Here is an 18,957-nt window from a genome sequence, read left to right on the forward strand (position 1 = left end):
CCATCAACGAGCCGTTTCTGATCGTAATTCAACGCCAGTCGCTTCCGCCACCTCCTTTCCCGATAGTCGATCAACTGCTTCGATTCCCCAAACATCTTCCAGCTATCGAAAACCGATTCCGACCACGCCCTGGAGGTCTCCCAGACTTTGCGGGAGAAGCCGCCCGCAGCGTTTCAGACGCCCCGGGCGCTATGTCTTCCCCCACAACAAGCATACGAAGCCCAGGCCGAAGGTCAATCGTCAAGCGGCCTTTTTGAGTCACGTCTCAATCTCCGGAGGAGTCGCTGAGCAATCGGCGAAGGGGGGCCAATCGCACACCCCAAAGTTTCTCTCGCGTCTCACCCGTGCCTGCGCCGGGGAACTCGGCTTGCTGTTGTGTCGTCTAAACTACCGAGGACGGGCGACCCGGGCGCCGCTGCATTTCATGATTCGGCCGTACTCCTGCCCCGCCCCGTCGTCCGCACCCATCTCGGCCCCGTGTTTCAACGCTTTTGCCATCCCGGAGGCCGGGAGCTCCGCACGCAGCAACGCGCTCTTCACCAGGCGAGCTTGCGGGCGCTACAACAAAGGCGACAGACCCGCCCTAAGGGTGGGAAAAATGCGCCGTACCTTGGGAAAAATGCGCCGTACGAGTTTCGTGGGACGAGCCACGATCCAATCATTTTTCGGCAGCGTCAACCTTCTTTCGCGAACGTCCTTTCAAGGAGGTAGCACAATGATGCGGAGACGAACATGGAGAACCGTCCGATGGGCGTTGCCGCTGTTCACGGCCGCGGCGCTCGCCGCTGCGTCCACGGCATCGGGACAAGGGTTCCTCATCGTATCGGACGAAGGCGCTCGGCTGCCGAGGCCGATTATCATTTGGCCTCCCTATCCCCCGCCGCCGCGACCGCCGGTTCCACCCCCTCCTCCGCCCCCGGCCGTCAGCTACAGCGTGGACTCCATTTCGGTACAGGGAAGGATCGACCGTCAGGTGGCCCAAGTGGAGGTTTCCCAAACCTTTTTGAATACCGGAAGCCGCCTGCTGGAAGCCTCCTTCGTGTTTCCTTTGCCGTATGACGGCGCCGTGGATCGCATGACCTTCATGGTGGACGGAAAGGAAATCCCCGCGCGCTTGCTGAAGGCGGACGAGGCTCGGCGGGAATACGAGCAAATCGTGCGGCGTAACCGAGATCCGGCCCTATTAGAGTGGATCGGGACGGGCATGTTCAAGACGAACGTCTTTCCCATTCCGCCCGGCCAAAAGAGGACCGTGTCGATCCACTACACGCAACTGTGCCGGAAACAGGAATCCATGGTGGACTTCATCTTCCCGCTGAGCGCCGCGAAATACACGTCCAAGCCGCTGCGTGAACTCTCCATCAGGCTCAACCTGCGTGCCGAACACGATATCAAGAACGTCTACTGCCCCAACCATGACGCCCGGGTAAAACGCCTCGACGGAAAATCCGTCACCGTGGAATACTCGGCCCGGGATATCGTGCCATTGACCGACTTTCGCCTGATGTACGACGTATCGAGCGACCCCTTGGCGGCCACGCTCTTGAGCTACAAATCTCCCGACGAAGAAGACGGTTTCTTCCTCCTTCTGGTATCTCCCGCCATTCCGGAACAAACCAAGCCCATCCCGAAGACGGTCGTCTTCGTGGCCGATCGCTCCGGCAGCATGAGCGGCAAGAAGATCGAACAGCTTCGCGAAGCCCTGAAGTTCGTGATCCAGAACCTCCGCGAAGGCGACCTGTTCAACATCGTGGCGTACGACAGCGAAGTCGAGCTGTTCCGCCCCGAACTCCAGCGCTACAACGATACGACGCGGAGAGAGGCGTTGGCTCTCGCGGAAGGATTGATCGCGGGGGGGAGCACCAACATCGATGCGGCCCTCCGCACGGCCCTGTCGCAGCTACAAGATGCCGACCGCCCCAACTACCTTCTCTTTCTGACCGACGGCCTCCCTACGACCGGCGTTACGAATGAGATGCAAATCGTGGAGAACATGAGCAAGGCGAATCAGGTCCGTGCCCGCATCTACACCTTCGGCGTCGGCTACGACGTTAACAGCCGTCTGCTGGACCGCGTGGCTCGGGTCGGGCGGGGCTATACGGCATACGTCCGGCCGGACGAGTCCATCGAGGATCATGTGGCCCGGCTGTACCGGCGGATCGAGGCCCCGGTTCTCACGGACGTGGAGCTGGAATGGGAATTCGACGGAGACGGCGGCCCTCCGCCCGTCTATCGACTCAATCCCCAGCCGCCGTTCGACATCTCGGCCGGCGAGCAGTTGGCGTTGACCGGGCGCTACCGGCGTTCCGGCACGGCCAAGGTCGTGCTCCGCGGCCGGATCGGCGATGAAGACCGGCGATTCGCTTTTCCCGTCGAATTCACGGCCCGATCTGGCGACGAATCGACCGCCTTCGTGGAACGCGTTTGGGCGATTCGCAGAGTCGGCGACCTGCTGGACGAAATCGACCTTCGCGGGCGGAACGACGAATTGATCGCGGAACTCACTCAACTTGCGCTCAAACACGGCATCGTCACGCCTTACACTTCGTTTTTCGCGGACGAGAACGTCCCGCTCCACGACTCGGCCGCCAATACGCGCCGCGCGGCGGAACGACTTCGTGACCTGGAAACGACGGAGGGTGCCGCCGGTTTTGCGCAACGGAGGGCGAAGAATGCCCTTCAGCAAATGGACCGTTTCGATGCGGCCGCGGGTTCCTATGCTTTCGCCTTGCCGGAAGCCTCGGTTCCCGCTGGGGCCGGCGCTATGGGAGGGTTGGGCGGCTTCGGCGGAGGGCTGGGACTCCCGCCGGCTCAAGCCTCCGGCCCCTCTTCCCCCGCCGCCCGCGAGATGGCTCAAGCCGCCGCCGGACAAACCATGCGGCAAATCGGGAGCCGAACGTTTTACCGTCGGCAGGGCCGGTGGATTGATTCCACTCTCACGGAACAGCAGCAGCAATCGCCGCGACGGATCAAGCAGTTCAGCGAGGAATACTTCGAGTTGGCTCGGCGTTTCGGACGACAGATCAGCCAATACCTCGTCTTCGACGAGCCGGTTCTGCTGAACGTCGAACAAGAGGCGGTTCTGATCGAACCGTAGAGGCTCGGCCGAAGCATCAAGCGGAACTCGCGTGATCCGAATAGAGAAGATCCGAATAGAGAAACCGGGCGCGGCGGCTGAGGCATATCCCGCCCGCCCGTTCTTTCTCGGCCGGATGTCTTAAGACGTTTGCGCTGGATTGCAAGTCGCCTAGTGATTGCCGGGAGGCGGTCGCGGGTGACACCGCGGCCCATTCAGTCGCAATACCCGCCGTCCATTCCCAAGCAGGTCTTCAGCTCTTCGAACCTGCGAGCATACTGATCGGTAGAGGAGTGGACGTGCTCGGCCTCCGTGATGAATCGTATCTGTTCATCGCAAGGAATGCCGCGAGCCTTGAGAATCCGCTCGAACGGACGCAAATCGGAGCCGTAGGCGATCAGCAGTTTGTGCTCGTCGAACTGGACCTCGACCGGCACGTCGGGATTGAGGACGGCGATCCCGGTACATCCGTCATTCAATAGCAAATCCTCGAACTCCCAGAGCGTGCTCTTCAGCACGGGCAAGTCGATATGCTCGCGATAGAGGTCGTTATGGCCGGGTCGATCGCGATGGTGACTCGTCTCCAACACGACATCGACCTCGGTGCCCATGGGATCGAGCATTTCGAGAAAGACCTCGAACAGTTGCTCCTTGGAAACGGCGGCCATGAGGACCGGGATGGAGGTCCGGCTTTCTTCGTCCCGGTAAACGTCGTGCCGGAACCCTTGGCACGGCACGACCTGAAGATCGTAGGAAGGGCGAACGGCATCGGTCAGCACGAAGCTGCCGTACCGGGCGATCCGCAAGTGGGCTTCCAGTTCCTCTTCGCTGAGGTTCTCGAAGCTGCCCGCGGCCGTTGCCGCGTCCCCCTCCCGCATGACGTTTCGGATGAATTTCTTCAGGAAGCCCATCGGTGCTCTCGAGTCCTGCTGCCTGCTATGTTTCAGCCCTGGAATGCCTGTTCCCACGCCGCTCCCTGAGCGCTGTTGTCCCGGGTCGACCGCACCGGCAATGTCCCACCCGCCACGGGCCGATCGTTCGTCCGATGCGGGTTCGCCTTCACTCCTAAACAAAGGTACGTCACGGTTTTGGAAAGCGCCGCGTTTTTTGCTTTGTTCGCCGGAGGCTCCGGACTTTCGGAAAAACCGTCAGAACCGGAGGCTTGCGCCACCGCACTCCGCGGCGGTGTCACGGAAACGTCCTGAACACTCGCTCAGTCAACACCGCGACCGCCGTGGTTCGTACACGTTCCTTAGTGTTACTCTAGCACCGGATTCGAGACGGTGAGCAATCGAAGGACAAAAACCTTGCCGCCGATCCCATCCTGGAAGAAGCGATGTTCTTATTCCGGCGAGTCTGCCATCCACGCAGACTATTTCCACTGCGTAACCGCACGCGAGACGACGGTCTGTTCCGCGCCGCGAGCGTCCGTTGCGGCCACGAGGAAGCGATGCCCTCGCCACGACATTGAAGTGCGTACGGCAAGCTGCTACAACAAATCCAGTGTGCAACTGCGGAAGCCGTAGCCGAGCCCATCGGAGCCTGAGCCATGTACTCACCCGCCCATCCGTCGCTTCCGCCTCGGCCGGGGTCGCCGTGCAAGCAAGGCAAGCCGATCCCCGCGGAGCGCAAATCTTCTGGGGGCCGCCGAGGTTTGCCGACCGTGCGCGTCACCGCCGTCGCGGGTGCCGCGTTCGCCAAGGCTGGGACGCTGGTCGCGGCCATCCTTTTTGGTGCATGGGCGCTAGCGCCGAGGGCGATCGACGCGGCGTCCCCCGAGTCCGCCCCCGAGTCGAGGCGTCAAACCCGGATTGCCGCAAACGACGGAGGTGCCGAGAACGCTCATTGGAGTGCGGCTCGGAATGCGGAGCAAAGAGCGCCGAACATCGTGTTCATCCTCGCGGACGATCTTGGCTACGGCGACTTGGGTTGCTACGGCCAAGAGAAGATCCACACACCGAACATCGATCGCCTCGCGGCCGAGGGGATGCGGTTTACCCAATTCTATTGCGGCGCGCCCGTTTGCGCACCGTCGCGCTGCGTGCTTTTGACCGGCAAGCACCTCGGGCATGCCGCCATTCGCGACAATTCCGAAGTACAGCCCGAGGGCCAGTTGCCCCTCCCCGCGGAAGAGACCACGCTGGGCGAACTACTCCAGGCGGCGGGTTATCGGACGGCGGCCATCGGCAAGTGGGGACTCGGCCCGCCGGGCAGCAGCGGCGACCCCAATCGCCAGGGTTTCGATCTCTTTTTCGGCTACAATTGCCAACGCCACGCCCACAATTACTACCCCACCTACCTCTATCGCAACGGCGAACGATTGGCCCTCGGAAATCCGCCCTTCGCGGCTCACCAAAAGTTCCCTGCCGATGCCGATCCCCAGGATCCACAAGCCTTCGCAGGATATACCGGCCGGGATTATGCTCCGGACTTCATGCTGGACGAAGCCGTCCGCTTCATCCGCGACAACCAGGATCGCCCCTTCTTCCTCTACTTCGCGTCGCCGATTCCTCATCTCGCGCTGCAAGTACCGGAGAGTTCCTTGGCCGAATACCTCGGCCGCTTCCCCGAGACGCCGTACCTGGGAGAAAAGGGCTACCTGCCCCACCGCACCCCGCGGGCCTGCTTGGCCGCCATGATCAGCCACTTGGATCGCCAGGTCGGCCGAATCGTGGAGACCTTGGAGGAATTGGGATTGGCGGACGACACGCTCATCATGTTCTCCTCGGACAATGGCCCGCCGGAGGACGTGGGCGGCGCGGATACCCGGTTTTTTGCCAGCAATAGCCCCTGGCGTGGTTTCAAGGGCAGCGTCTTTGAGGGCGGCGTACGGGTGCCCTTCATCGCCCGTTGGCCGGGTCGCGTTCCGGCAGGCAGCGTCAGCCGACACATCGCCATCTTTTACGACGTGCTGCCAACCGTGATGGAGGCGACGCAACAGCCGACACCTTCGGACTGCGACGGGATCAGCTTTCTTCCCGCATTGCTCGACGGAGAGCAGCCGAAACAACACGAGTTCATTTTGTACGAATTCTACGGCTACGGCGGCCAGCAAGCCGTACGGATGGGCCGTTGGAAAGGAATCCGGCTGAATTGCTACCAGAAACCGGAAGGGTCGCTCATGCTGTTCGATTTGGATGCCGACCCCGGGGAAACCACGGACGTTTCCGCCGTTCACCCCGACGTCGTCGCGCGTTTGGAGGAAATCCTGCGCACGGAACACCGCGATCATCCGTACTGGGATTTCCAGGAGAAACGGCGTCCACCCCGGCCTGCGGCGGCCGCACGTTAGGGAGCCGGGAATCTCTTGATACCGAAATTGCAGGCTTACCCCGATCGGTTTTTCTCCTCACGGTCGTGCGGCGACGGCACAATGCGGCTCGTTGCTGCGGTCCCGGCCCTTCGAACCGCGGCCTTCGCCGGCCTGTTAGCGGTCTTATGGCCGGCCATCGGCTGTCGCCCCGCAAATCCCCCTCCGGATGCACGGGACCGGCCCAGCGCTGTACGCCCGACCTCCGAGGCTCCGCTGCGGGCCGAATTGTGGTACATGCAATCGGTCTTCGGCCGGCATGTAGGTTACGAACATCAGACCATTCGTGCGGTTCGCATGCCGGAAGGAACGGTGTGGGAGATCCACGGCGAGAATCGGCTCACCGTGAACCGCTCGGGTACCACGATCGAAATCGTCATGAAATACCGCAGTACGGAGACGCCGTTGGGGGAACTGCGCGACTTCGAACTGGAAATGATTCAGGGCCCGCTCCAGACTCGCCAACGGGGCCGGCGTGAAAACAATCAATTGCTCTTGGAAATCGAGACGGCGGGCCGTCGTGTCGAGACGGCGGTGGCGATTCCGCCCCAGTGCGGCGGTTTTCTCGGCCTTCAAGCCGACTTGTGGCAGCGCCCCATGCAGCCCGGCGAAAGCCGAACGCTGAATCTGTTCCTGCCCGGTATGAACGAGGTCGGCGTGGCCCGGCTGGCGGCCGAGGATTGGGAAGCCGTGCCCGTCCGCGACGATGCTTCTCGCTTGCTGAGAATTCGCGTCGCCACCCGGATCGGCGACGCCGCGCCTCTCAACTCCGTTCTTTGGACGGACGACACGGGCCTGATTCGGCGGCAGCGCCTTGAGGCCCTCAATCTGGTTTCCGAGTTGACCGACAAGAAGACGGCGTCGGCCGATCCGGCGGCCATGCCGGACCTCGTGGATGACATTCGTATTCCGGTCGAAGCACCGCCTGAAAACCTTGCCTCCGCCCGAAAAGCGGTCTATCGCCTGCGTTTCCCCACGAACGGGATTGAGCTTACCTCGTTCGCGGATTCCCGTCAGTCAGCTCGTTTGTTGGACGATCGCACCGTGGAGCTCGAAGTCCAGGCTCGGCGTCTGAAGACGGGAGAAATCAAAACGGCGGCCTGCGGCGAAAACGCCGGCGACGACGACCGCAATCCGAATGCCTACATTCAATCCGACGCACCGGAAATCCGGGGCATGGCCGAGACCGCAATCGCAGAGGCCCACCCTGATTCCCCCCTGGCGGAAGCGACGGCCCTGGAGGCCTACGTCCATCGCGTCATGGTCAACCGCAATTACCGCAACGCCTTCGCAACGGCACTCGATGCGGCACGCAACCTTGAAGGCGACTGCACGGAGCACGCCGTACTCTTGGCGGCCTTGGCGAGGGCCCGCGGCTTTCCGGCCCGAGTCGCCATGGGACTTCTGTATCACGAAGGAGCGTTCTACTATCACATGTGGACGGAAGTATGGCTGGACGGCTGCTGGATCCCGCTGGACGCCACGCTTGGAACCGGCGGAGTCGGTGTCGGCCACATCGCGCTGGCGCGGAGCAATCTCACCTCTCCCGCCGCATTTGCCGATTTCCTCCCCCTGATGCAAGTGATCGGACGCATCAAAATCGATGTCGTCCGAGTCCAATAGCTCGGTTTCGCATGAGATCGGGGATTGCCTTGGAAAGGTACGGCACCGCTCGCAAGCTCGCCGCCGGGCCGGCCCCCGCGGACCGCGCGGCCTCTCGGCAATTTGTTCGTTCGCGCGCGGTCTCCACGTTTTCTGTTCGTTGACGGGGGGCATGCGCCAAGTTACGATTCGTAAGAGACGGCGGCCGGTGCAACGGCCGTCCTGGGACGGTTCAAGCCATGCTGAATAGGGGCGAGCGGCAGCATCATTCCGGGGCGGATGGGCGGACGATTGCAGGGTGTTCTCTGTACGGAGTCGGATCATGCGGCAAGAACGTCGGCGTACACGAGGCGGGGGCACGGCATGGCGTCGGCCGAGACCGACAATTGTGGGAGTTCTCACCTTGGGCAGTCTCATCGGCCTGACGGCATGGGAAATAGCAGCGGGACAGCAACCGCCCGCCCCGCCGGCAGCCCCGCCGGCAGCCGCTCAGGCAACTCCCGCGCCGGGTGCCACGCGCCCGCGCTTGCCGGCGCCGATCGAGGTCAGCGGAAGCGACCTCTTGACGAAAGACGGCGTGCAAATTCGTGCCACCTTTTTTCCCTCAACCCTTGGTAAAGAGGCCGTACCGGTCATTCTGCTACACGGTTGGAAAGGGAGCCGGCGCGACTTTGCCCGCTTGGCCCCCGTCCTGCAAGCGGCGGGACATGCGGTGCTGGCGCCGGACTTGCGAGGTCACGGTGACAGCACCCAGCGGATGGCGGGCGGGACTACGGCGACGATTACGGTCGATCGCATGCCCCCTGCCGAGGTCGCCCGAATGGTCCAATTCGACTTGGAGACCTGTAAGGCTTTTCTCAAGCAAAAACACAACGCCGGCGAACTCAACATCGAGAAGCTGAGTATCATCGGCATCGACACGGGGGCCACCGTGGCCTTGGATTGGGCGCGGTTGGATTGGAGTTGGCCGATCTACCCGGGGCTGAAGCAGGGCCAAGACGTCAAGGCTCTGGTTTTGATCTCGCCGCGTTGGTCCGTTCCCGGATTGTCGGTGCAGGCGGCCCTGAATCATCCGGGAGTGCGGCAGCAGATTTCGGTCTACATCATCGTCGGCCAGGAATCCTCCCGCGAGGCGGGCGACGCGCAACGTATCTACAACCTGCTCGCCCGCTATCACCGTGTGCCCGATCCCGGACAAACCGTGGAAGGCCAGGACCTCTTTTTCGTGAAGTTTGCCACCTCTTTGCAAGGCCGTGAGTTGGTGGCCCGCTTCGAGCAACCCGTTTTCGATTCGATCCTGAGCTTTCTGGATGATCGTGCCGCCAAGTTGCCGGTTCCGTGGCAGGAGCGCAGCGGCCGGAAGTAACCTGTCCTGAATGGCAACCTAGGGCCCCGTCTCAGCACCGGCAGCATTGGTGAACCTGCCGATTTCGACCGGTTCCAGCGGAGGCAACTCGGTTCCCATTGCGGTCGAGTCGGGTTCCGATCGCGACTTTGCCTGTGTGACGCTCGCGGCACGAGCGGGATCCACGATCAGCGTCGACCCCAAGGGTAGCAGGTCCGGGGACGGGATGCGGTCGCGGTTGATTTCGTAAAGGATCGGCCAAAGTGAGGCGTCCCCGAGATACCGAGCCGCAAGGGCGGGCAGCGTATCACCGTCCTCGACCCGGTGAACCGCCGCAGTTTCAGCGAGCGACGGAATCCCCGCGCCGTTCTGAATAACCGCGGGATTCGCCCTCGTCGTTACGGCGCCGAACGATCCGGCTCCTATTGCTCCTTCAGCCCTCTCTACCACGCTCGCCGTCTGCTTTCGCTCCATCGCTGCGATTGGCAATTGGCCTGTGAAAAAGCGATTCGCCCGACTCGGAAAGGCAGAAACGATTCTTGGGACCGCCTTTTCCTCCGAGAGATGCGTACCAATCGCCTGAATTTCCCGCCGCAAGTTATCAGTCGCCGGAACCATCCCTCGCGTGGTCAAGATCTCTTCCTCGGGACGGGACGCGGATTGGCCGGCCGGCAGAAGGCCGGCAGGAGGCCGTTCCGAGGACGGCTCAGCCCCCGCGCTGGAATTGGGTTCCTCCCGCATACCCCGCGGATGCATGAGGACGGCCCAGACCGTCACCCAAGACATGACGGCGACAATCAGGAATACCCATAGGCCGCGATCCACAGGGAGATCCTCGAACGGTTGTCGTTGACGACAAGCGTCTATCGGCAAACCATCCGTGAAGCTCCAAAACGCCGAGTCGTTCCTTCCGGCGTCCTACGGTCGGATTAAGGATAAGGCCGGCTCATGACGCCGGCCTTTATACCTAAGATCGGATCCGGTCGCCTGCTTAATGCAGCTCGGTACGGGGCGGCATTTTATCCGGTCCGACCGCTACCGCTTCACCAAGCGGCCTGCCCCCGGGAAATCAGCCACAACCAAATCAGCAGGATGCGTGCGCGAGGCGAGGGAGCGGCTTACGAGATCCGAGGTCCCCGTCGCGTCACTCTTTTCGTTCTCCAATTTAGGAAACGTATTGGGGTGTCTTTGCCTTGACGGCTTGCGATTCAGGAACCGCCGTCAACCACATGAGTATCGGCGACGCAATGAAGATTGAGCTATAAGTACCGACGGTGACGCCCACGAGAAGCGTAAAGGCGAAACCATGAATCCCGGCGCCGCCGCCGATGTACAACACGACAATGACGAAGAGGGTTGTCAAAGCCGTGATCAATGTGCGACTCAAAGTCTGATTGATACTATCGTTGAGCATCGAGACGGTCAGGTTAGGATTCTTTCCTTTGACTTCACGAATACGGTCGAACACCACGATCGTATCGTTGACGGAATAGCCCACAATAGTCAGCAACGCCGCCAAGACGGATAAGCCGATCTTGAACTCCTGGATGAGGAGGAACTGCAAAAATCCCGTCAGATAGGCGCTCAGGGCGATCAAGCCCACCGTGACCAAAACGTCGTGCAGCAGGGCCACGGCCGCGGCCAAACCGTAACTGAACCGCGAAAACCGCACCCAAAGATAGACGATGATGCCGATGACGCTGAGCAATAAGGCATAACCGGCCCGCACCCGGGTGCTCCCCGCTACCTTTCCTCCGATGGTGTTGGAGGACGGAAAATAGGGGATGGCTTCGAATTCGGCACGCACTTGCTCGATCACCTGCATGCCCGTCTCGGGCGGCAAGTCGATTCGAACCTCCCATTCGTTATAACCCGCCGTATCACCACGACGGTATTCACGATTGAATATCTCGTAATCCGCGTTCTTGGCCGGATCGGGAAGTTTCGCCATCTGTCGAGCGACCAAGTCGGTGACCGTATCGTAGTCGATCTTATGATCGAAGATGAGTTTTACTCGAGTCGGCCAGGAACGCGCGGATGGAGCCGCCGGCCGAGTAACCGCCTGCGAACCGGTCTCGGAACGTTGCACGGGGCCGGAGGTCGCGGCACCGCCGGCTCCGCCGTCCGTCGTTGCCGGCCCGGTTGAGACCGGAGTGGACGATTCGGTCTTGGCGTCCGCGCCGCCCGCCGGCGGTTCCGAGCCCGGGTTGTTGCCGCTGCCGTCGGCTACGGGCGCGACGGGCGCGGCGTTGGAGCCCGCTTCGGTTTCCGTCTGCCCGAAGATCCACGGCGAAAGGGCCAGCGCGCCCGGACCGGCCAAACCTTGGCCGCGCGTCGATCGAAGCGCAGCCCCGGTTCCCGTGAGCGGCTGCAACTCCAGGGAATAATGCACCAACTCATCCCCGAAGATTTCACTGATCCTCTTCTTGACCTGGTTCAAGTACTCTTGAGCCTCGACTCCCGGCTCGGCGGCGGTGTTGATCACGAAGCGCCGGTGCGGTTCCTCGCCTTCCAGGCGTACATCGCTCACGGCCAAATCCCGCAAATCCCTCAAACGGTACCGAACTTCACCGATATCCTTCGGCTCCTTGAAGAGCAATTCCACGGCCACGCCGCCCGTGAAATCGATATCCAAGACCCCCTGCCCTCGCATCAACAAGGCACCCAAACCCACGGCAATGACGGCCACGGACCCGACGATCGCATAACGAGCCATGCTCATGAAATCGTACTTGGTCGCGGAGATGACCTGCATCATGGATAACTTCTTGATCCAGCGCTTTCTCTCGAAGATTTCGAACGCCATCCGGGCCAAGAAGACGGCCGTATACAGGTTCAACACCAAACCCAAAAAGAGGGTCACCGCAAAGCCCCGCACTTGGTCGGTGCCCACGGCATACAGGACCGCAGCGGTGAGCATGGTCGTTAGGTTGGAGTCCACGATCGCGCTCATCGCGCGTTCGAAACCGTTGCGAATCGCCATCCGCAATGTGGCTTGGCGGCTCAATTCTTCCCGGATGCGTTCATAGATCAAGACGTTGGCGTCCACGGCCATACCGACGGTCAACGTCAAGCCGGCCAAGCCGGGCAGAGTAAAGGCGGCCTTCACCATGATCATGACGGCCACCAGCATGACCAGGTTGAGGACCACCGCCGCGCAGGCGATGAGCCCGGCGAAGCGGTAGTACGCAATCATGAAGGCAAACACCAGTATGCCCGCGATGATCATCGAGGTCACGCTCTGCCGGATCGTGTCCCGACCCAACTGCGGCCCCGTAATCAAACGGCTGATGGGCTGCGGGCTCAGCATGGCGGGGAGACTGCCCGCCTCCAACACTTGCAACAGGGAACGCACCTCCTCCTGCGTGAAATTGCCGGTAATCTGCCCTTGGGCCGAAATCGTCGAGCGGATGGTGGGAGCGGAATAGAGATAGCCGTCCAGGATGATGCCCAAACGGCGTTCGAAACCCGTATTGGGATCCGGACGGTTCTCGCTGGTCAGCGTGGCAAAGCGTTGCTGCGCGCTACCCACTCGAAGGACGAAGGAGACGCAGGGCCGCCCGCCTTCATCCACGCTCTCTCGGACCCGCAGCAGGTCGGCGCCCGTCACGTCGTGAGGGTCCTTCACCACCAGGACCTGGAGCCACGGTTCGCCGCGGTATTGCCCCTGCCGAACGGCCACCTCCCCGAACGCCCCGATGTTTTGTTCCTGCCCTTTCGCGATGGGAACCCACCACGCCAAGAGATTGCCTTGATCGTCGTACAGCTCCAATTCATCAGGCCCCAACGCTTGAGCCCGTTCGATGATACGACGATGATCCCGAGAATTGGCCAGAATTCGGAACTCGAGAGTCCCCACGCTGCTGATCACGCGTTCCAGCCGATTCACCTCGTCTTCGTCGACCTCCGGCACGATGATCTCGATCTGTCGCGGGCCGAATCGCCGGATGGTGACCTCTTTCACACCCGCCGGATTGACGCGTTTATTCAACGCGGCAATGAGCTGGTCCATATTCACCTCCGGCAGCTCGGCGTCGGATCGTGCCTGAGGTCCGCCGGCTTGCCGCACCGAGCCTTCCACCTCGTATACCAACGTCACACCGCCGCTAAGGTCGATGCCGAGCTTGGGGGGCCAGCGGGTCAACAGCACGAACACCGCCACCGCCAGAGTGAAAAAGAATATGGCGAGCTTGCCTCCGTAATCCGGCAGCCGCATTTGCTTGGCCACGAAGTACCCCAATACGATCGGGACCACTAAGACCAGCGCCAAGGTGCCGAAAAAGACGAGTGTGTTCAGCAGCCGCCCCACAAATCCCGGGGCCTGCTGTTCCCCGGCCGGGGCCTCGGCCGTCGTCTCGGGCATCGCCGGGGCCGGCTGGGCGGCGGGAGAAGCGGCCGGACTCGTGTCACCGGCCGGCGACGGCGGCGAAGCGACGTCTTCTGCCGGCGGTGCCGGTGCCGCGGACTCGCCCGCCTCGGCCGGGGCGGGCGTTTGCTCCGCCGTGGGCGGCGACAACTCCGGCGGCTGTGCACCGTCCTCCCGGCTCGACCCTGCGTCAGGCCCTTCGGACGGCATTTCCAACGTCGTCGCGCTCGCCTCCGAGGAATCCGGAGCAGGCGTCGTGTCGGCCTGAGTAGCCGCAGGCGTAGCGTCCTCGGCGAAGCTCACGCCCTGCCAGGGCGTCCTCATACCCGGCAGAAAAACGAATAACGCCGCGAGGACCCAAAGCTTGATACCCGAACTCAAACGTGCTTGCCGCATGTGTGGATTCTCTAACAGGTTCAATCCTCGGTGCCGCTCTCACGGAAACCGACGCCGGCCCCGTCGGCAATCCTGGAGTTTCAAAATCGGGACGATTCCCCTATCCCCTCAACCGTTCTTGAATGCAACCTACAGCCGATTTCCGACCTTGCGATCTCTCCGGCCGAAGCCGAGGCCCGGGGTCGCAAACGCGCAGCCCGGTCAGCCCTTAGACGGCGACTCCGTCGCCTGCTCGGCATTGAAGACGCGGGCAATTGCCGAAAGCGCCACGCGAATCTTGACGTTGTTGGATTCGTCCACGCGAAGCGTCACCGACGCCTCTTGGCCGTCGCGATTCACATTCGTCACCACGCCGTAGATCCCGCCGATGGTAAGAACTCGGTCGTCTTTCTTGATGCCGGCGAGCATGGCCTCGCGGCGCTGTCTCTCGCGGCGCTGCGGACGTATGAGGATGAAGTAGAAGATGACGATCAGCGGCAACCAGAGACTTAACAGGGTCAACCAAGCTCCGGCACCCTCGCCCCCGGGCGCATTAGCCGCCTCGGCAAAGATCATGAACGGGCCAAGATTACACATCATCCAGCTCTCTTGAAATGCCTGTGGGCGAGAAAAACGAACGAATCACGCACTGTTCCCACTTGCGGACCGGCACCTCCAAGAAGCAGCCACTCCGGGACTATCACTCAAGATTCGTGAAGCGGACTCTGGGAGCCTTCGGGACACCCCACCGCCGGTGTACAAGGAGCCTCCTCCGATAAGGAATCACCCACGCGATGGGCGGCCCCTTCGGAAAACTTCAGCTCAGTATCATAAATCTTCCGCCACCGGCCAACAAGGGGAGAAAGTCTCCCGCAGGCCGGGGTCGGAACGTCACACGAAGCCGGGATCGGCCCAGGATCGGCGGGATCAGCCCCCGCGTCCCACGGCGTCAGACCTTATCCGCCGTCGGGCACTCGAACCCTTCCCGGTACTCACGACGCAGCAAAGCATTTGCATCGGGGGACTCGGGGAACAATTCCTTTTCGGGATCGAACTTTAAGTGGGGGCCGATAGAGATGCGGTATTTCTCCAAATCGACTCCGTTGTCGCTCAAGTGACGCAGCGTGCGGTCCAGCGTGGCCAAGTTATCGTCCAAGCTCTTCACGCCGGCCAGGATGTTCTTGGCCTCCGCGACCGAAACCTTGTTTTGTTCGCCGAGGTAGTAAGAAATATTTCCCAAATGGCTGAGTGCAGCGGAAAGATGCCCCTCCACGGCCTGGGCGTTCAGTTTGCCGGAATCTTCCGCCAAAACGGCGTCGATGAAATTCCGATAGTGATTGCCGCTTCCGCCGAACTGCTTGATGGGCTTCAGGTTCTTGTCGAAGACCACGCAGCGCGTATATGTTTGCTGGACAAGATACCCTTCGCTCCCATAAAAGATGACGCCGATTCGGCCTTCGCCGGTAGTTTGGAACAGGGTATTGATCTCTTCGTCGGCACAATTCTCGACGGAGAGGCCTCGCGTCTCGAAAACGATGCACTTGTCGCCGTAATCGTAGATGGAGACCTCGGTATTGGCGGTGTCTCCCGCGTCGACGTAGGCATCGTCCTTGCGCTCGGCCTGATAACCCAACCGCCCGCCATAACTGATTACGGAGACGGGGTGCGAGGTGATCCCCAAGCCCCAGCGGGCGATATCCGTTTGATGCGGTCCCTGGTTGCCCAGGTCGCCGTTGCCGTAAAGTCGTTGCCAATGCCAGTCATAGTGGAACTGAGGTCGCGTACAACGAGGATTCGTGTAGACCGCCGGGCCGCTCCAGAGGTTGAAATCGACCTCGTCGGGAATCGGATAATCCCCTTTTGGACCGATGGACTTGCGTCGCTTGTAGCACAGGCCGCGAGCGAACTTGACCTCGCCGATGCCGCCTTGCCGGAGAAATTCCACGGCTTCGATGATGGCCGGATTGGATCGGCACTGAGTACCGACTTGGCAAACGCGCTGGTACTTCTTCGCCGCCGCTACGAGGGCCGAGCCTTCCGCGATATCGTGACTGATGGGCTTTTCGATATACGCGTGCTTCCCCGCCTGCATCGCCCACACGCCGCACAAAGCGTGCCAATGATTCGGCGTGGCCGTGCTGATGGCATCCACCGCCGGATCGGCGAATGCCTCGCGCATGTCCAGAACGAGCTTCGGACGATACCCCTTCTGTTTGGCGAGCCCTTCCAACCGAGCTTCGCCCACCTTGCGATCGGCATCGACCAAATAGAGGATTTGGACCCGCGGATCGTCGGCAAAGCCGCTGATGTGCTCACCTCCCCGCCCGCGGATGCCGATGATGGCCATGCCCACCTTATCGTTGGGGTTTTGCGTTCGGGCAATGCGAGGCACCGCCACTGCGGCCGCAAAAGCCCCCATCGACATGCCCACAAAACGACGGCGACTGACGCGCTGCATTTTTCGTCCTCCAATAGCCGTACCGATTTGCTGGGAAAAGCAAAAAGCTCTGACGGGAACTCCCTCATCGCGCCAAACTCCCCCCGATTATAACCACGAAAGAGGAGGCACGAAACGACGGCGCGGGATCGGCCGCGTCCGCTTCCGAAATCGGAGCGTCGTGCCGGCTGCGCCCGGGGCCGCTTCGACGGGAGAGTCAACCGGCGAGCGAAGCTTCAACCCCGAGCGTCTTCAAAGAGGCAAGAATCGGCCGCGAAAGTCCGCCAATTCCGCTTGCCCTAGCAGGCAAATGAAGCGATCCAAGAGTACTCTGGGCTCCGCCGCCGACCCGCCCTTCATCGCCAAGTCAAGCTCGCACAGCCAATCGAGGAGCCTTTCGGCCCTCTTGCGGCCGAGTCTTCGCAATCGCGCCTCTTCATTTTTCAAAGCAAACGGCGGCACCCCGGCTTCCTTCAAGGCCTGATGGAGTGCAGGTCGCGGTCGCTCCGGAGAGGGATGGGCCACTTGATAAGCGGCCATTGCGTAACGCCGCAGCGTGACCGAGACCATCCCCAACACTCCCAACGGCGTTTCGCCGGCCTGAAAAAGCAGGTTCAGTTCCTGCAAGGCGTCGGCGACACGGCCGTCCATGGCTGCGTTGAGAATGTCCCAGACAGCCTTGGTCCGCCAGGTCCCCGTCGCACGGGTCACCATTTGGGGCGTGATGGTTTTCGCCGTTCCCGTTTGGGACAGCTTTTGCAACTCTTGGTCCAGAGCGCCCGGGTTCCCCCCTACCAATTCCACCAGAACCTCGGCGGCGGCCTTTTGAAGCCGCACTCCGTAGACGGCAGTCGCCCATTCCACAAGCCAAGCGGCGATTTCGCCCGGCTTTTTCTTCGCGACGCCGCAGTCCATCAGAATGCCGGACTTGGAAGCCGCAGCAAACAAACGCGTGTTGGCGGGAAATTGATCCAAGATTAGGACGAGAATGCCCGACGCGGGCGGCGATTCCACCAGTCGTTCCAACTGGGTGCGCCACTGGCTGACGAACCAATCGGCCTCCGTCACGACGACCATGCGGGGGCCGTCGGCGAACATACTCAACGTGCTCAGCTCCATCTCCACTTCGGCGAACGATGTCTGACCGCCCTCCAACGCGCGGTAGCTCAGATCGGCGTCTCCTACGCCGAGCACGGCGCGGCGGACTTTCTCCAAGCACAGTCGTTTGAGGTACTCATCGTCGCCGAACAGGACGTAGAGCTGCGCCCGCGGCACCTGTTGCTGAAGCAGAAAGTCGAACGCGACAAGGGGTTTGCTCATGAATAGCGTTGCGAATGTCGTTGCATCGTTCCACGCCACCATGCCCTGCCTAGCGTCCTACCGCGCCGCACGGCGCAAGGACGGTCACTTTCCGCCGCTCATTTCTTCCCGGGTACGACGGACGATCTCCACGTACTGCCGTGCCAGGGCCGTGATGCGGGCGAAGTCGCGATCCTGGATCGCCTTAGCATCGACCAAGGCCCCGCCCACGCCCAAGGCGCAGGCGCCGGCTTTGAGAAAATCCGCGGCCGTGAGCAGATTGACGCCGCCGGTCGGCATGACGCGGACTTGAGGGAGCGGGCCGCGCAGAGCCTTGAGGTAAGCCGGACCCGTGATTTCGGATGGAAATATTTTGACGATATCCGCTCCGGCCTGCCAAGCGCTCAAGACTTCCGTCGGCGTGAGAGCGCCCGGCATCACGGCCTTGTCGTAGCGACGGCACAGCTCGATCACGCCGAGGTGGACGGTCGGCGAGACCACAAACTCGGCCCCGGACAAGATCGCGACTCTCGCCGTTTCCGGGTCGAGCACCGTGCCGGCTCCCACGACGACTCGACTGCCGAGGCGGCATGTCAAATCCTCCAGCACGCGATGAGCGGCAGGCACCGTAAACGTGACTTCCAGGCAAGGAACGCCGCCTTCTTCCAGCGCCGACGCCACATCCGCCAGGACCTCTCCGCTGGATGCTCGGATCACCGCCACGACGCCGCAGTCCAAGATACGATGAAGCGTCTGCTCTTTAGGCATGGGAACGTTACCTCGAAATCGCGTTTCGGACGATTCTCCGAATCCTGCCGGTTGCGAGGATGCGGATTGAAAATTCACTTTAGTGCTCCGAAACGCGGCCCGTCAAGCCGCGATTCGGAAGCGGAGCACGGCGAGAAACCACAAAGCCTTCAAACCGATGCGCCGTTCCGAGAGCTGTCGCCGGCCGTCGGGTCCGCCCGGCACAAACCATGCGACTCCCCTCTCCCTAGTCGCAGGAGTTTGCCGAATCGACACATCGTAAGCTATATCTTTTCAGAGCGGGTCGCGCGCCTATAGCGACCGCCAACTAACCCTCGATTCGAGTCACGGCTTGCGAATCGAAATCAAGCCAAGTCCGATTCCGTTTCCGAATCCATTG

The 18,957-nt window shown here is 61.7% G+C and carries 11 protein-coding genes; 4 read left to right on the plus strand and 7 right to left on the minus strand.

Annotated features, from left to right (window positions below):
- Window positions 1-715 precede the first annotated feature (715 nt).
- Complete coding sequence (locus ACZ5B4_RS07515) at window positions 716-3,097, plus strand: VIT domain-containing protein (protein WP_464913815.1); 2,382 nt, start codon at window positions 716-718, stop codon at window positions 3,095-3,097.
- A 194-nt stretch (window positions 3,098-3,291) separates the two neighbouring features.
- Here ACZ5B4_RS07515 and ACZ5B4_RS07520 read toward each other — a convergent pair whose 3' ends face one another.
- Window positions 3,292-3,987: a hypothetical protein gene (locus ACZ5B4_RS07520; protein ID WP_464913816.1), complete on the minus strand. Its 696-nt coding sequence runs from the start codon at window positions 3,985-3,987 to the stop codon at window positions 3,292-3,294.
- A gap of 977 nt (window positions 3,988-4,964) precedes the next feature.
- On the opposite strand from ACZ5B4_RS07520, the gene ACZ5B4_RS07525 reads away from it, so the two are divergent.
- The 3 genes from ACZ5B4_RS07525 to ACZ5B4_RS07535 all read left to right on the plus strand — a co-directional run bounded on the left by ACZ5B4_RS07525 (window position 4,965) and on the right by ACZ5B4_RS07535 (window position 9,354).
- Window positions 4,965-6,368, plus strand: a complete 1,404-nt coding sequence (locus ACZ5B4_RS07525; RefSeq protein WP_464913817.1) for an arylsulfatase — start codon at window positions 4,965-4,967, stop codon at window positions 6,366-6,368.
- Between the two features lie 255 nt (window positions 6,369-6,623).
- The gene (locus ACZ5B4_RS07530; protein ID WP_464913818.1) at window positions 6,624-8,009 is read left to right on the plus strand and encodes a transglutaminase-like domain-containing protein; all 1,386 of its coding nucleotides are present in this window, start codon (window positions 6,624-6,626) and stop codon (window positions 8,007-8,009) included.
- Between the two features lie 382 nt (window positions 8,010-8,391).
- The gene (locus tag ACZ5B4_RS07535) at window positions 8,392-9,354 is read left to right on the plus strand and encodes an alpha/beta fold hydrolase (protein WP_464913819.1); all 963 of its coding nucleotides are present in this window, start codon (window positions 8,392-8,394) and stop codon (window positions 9,352-9,354) included.
- An 18-nt stretch (window positions 9,355-9,372) separates the two neighbouring features.
- Here ACZ5B4_RS07535 and ACZ5B4_RS07540 read toward each other — a convergent pair whose 3' ends face one another.
- The 6 genes from ACZ5B4_RS07540 to ACZ5B4_RS07565 all read right to left on the minus strand — a co-directional run bounded on the left by ACZ5B4_RS07540 (window position 9,373) and on the right by ACZ5B4_RS07565 (window position 18,578).
- The gene (locus tag ACZ5B4_RS07540) at window positions 9,373-10,158 is read right to left on the minus strand and encodes a LysM peptidoglycan-binding domain-containing protein (protein ID WP_464913820.1); all 786 of its coding nucleotides are present in this window, start codon (window positions 10,156-10,158) and stop codon (window positions 9,373-9,375) included.
- Window positions 10,159-10,498: 340 nt separating this feature from the next.
- Window positions 10,499-14,095, minus strand: a complete 3,597-nt coding sequence (secD, locus tag ACZ5B4_RS07545; RefSeq protein WP_464913821.1) for a protein translocase subunit SecD — start codon at window positions 14,093-14,095, stop codon at window positions 10,499-10,501.
- Between the two features lie 201 nt (window positions 14,096-14,296).
- Window positions 14,297-14,674 (minus strand): preprotein translocase subunit YajC, encoded by a 378-nt coding sequence (gene yajC / locus ACZ5B4_RS07550; RefSeq protein ID WP_464913822.1) that lies wholly within the window; start codon window positions 14,672-14,674, stop codon window positions 14,297-14,299.
- A gap of 349 nt (window positions 14,675-15,023) precedes the next feature.
- The gene (locus tag ACZ5B4_RS07555; protein WP_464913823.1) at window positions 15,024-16,532 is read right to left on the minus strand and encodes a Gfo/Idh/MocA family protein; all 1,509 of its coding nucleotides are present in this window, start codon (window positions 16,530-16,532) and stop codon (window positions 15,024-15,026) included.
- A 231-nt stretch (window positions 16,533-16,763) separates the two neighbouring features.
- Complete coding sequence (gene holA / locus ACZ5B4_RS07560; protein WP_464913824.1) at window positions 16,764-17,831, minus strand: DNA polymerase III subunit delta; 1,068 nt, start codon at window positions 17,829-17,831, stop codon at window positions 16,764-16,766.
- 84 nt (window positions 17,832-17,915) lie between these two features.
- Window positions 17,916-18,578, minus strand: a complete 663-nt coding sequence (locus ACZ5B4_RS07565) for a bifunctional 4-hydroxy-2-oxoglutarate aldolase/2-dehydro-3-deoxy-phosphogluconate aldolase (protein WP_464913825.1) — start codon at window positions 18,576-18,578, stop codon at window positions 17,916-17,918.
- Window positions 18,579-18,957: the final 379 nt, after the last annotated feature.

Source organism: Thermogutta hypogea (assembly GCF_055386265.1).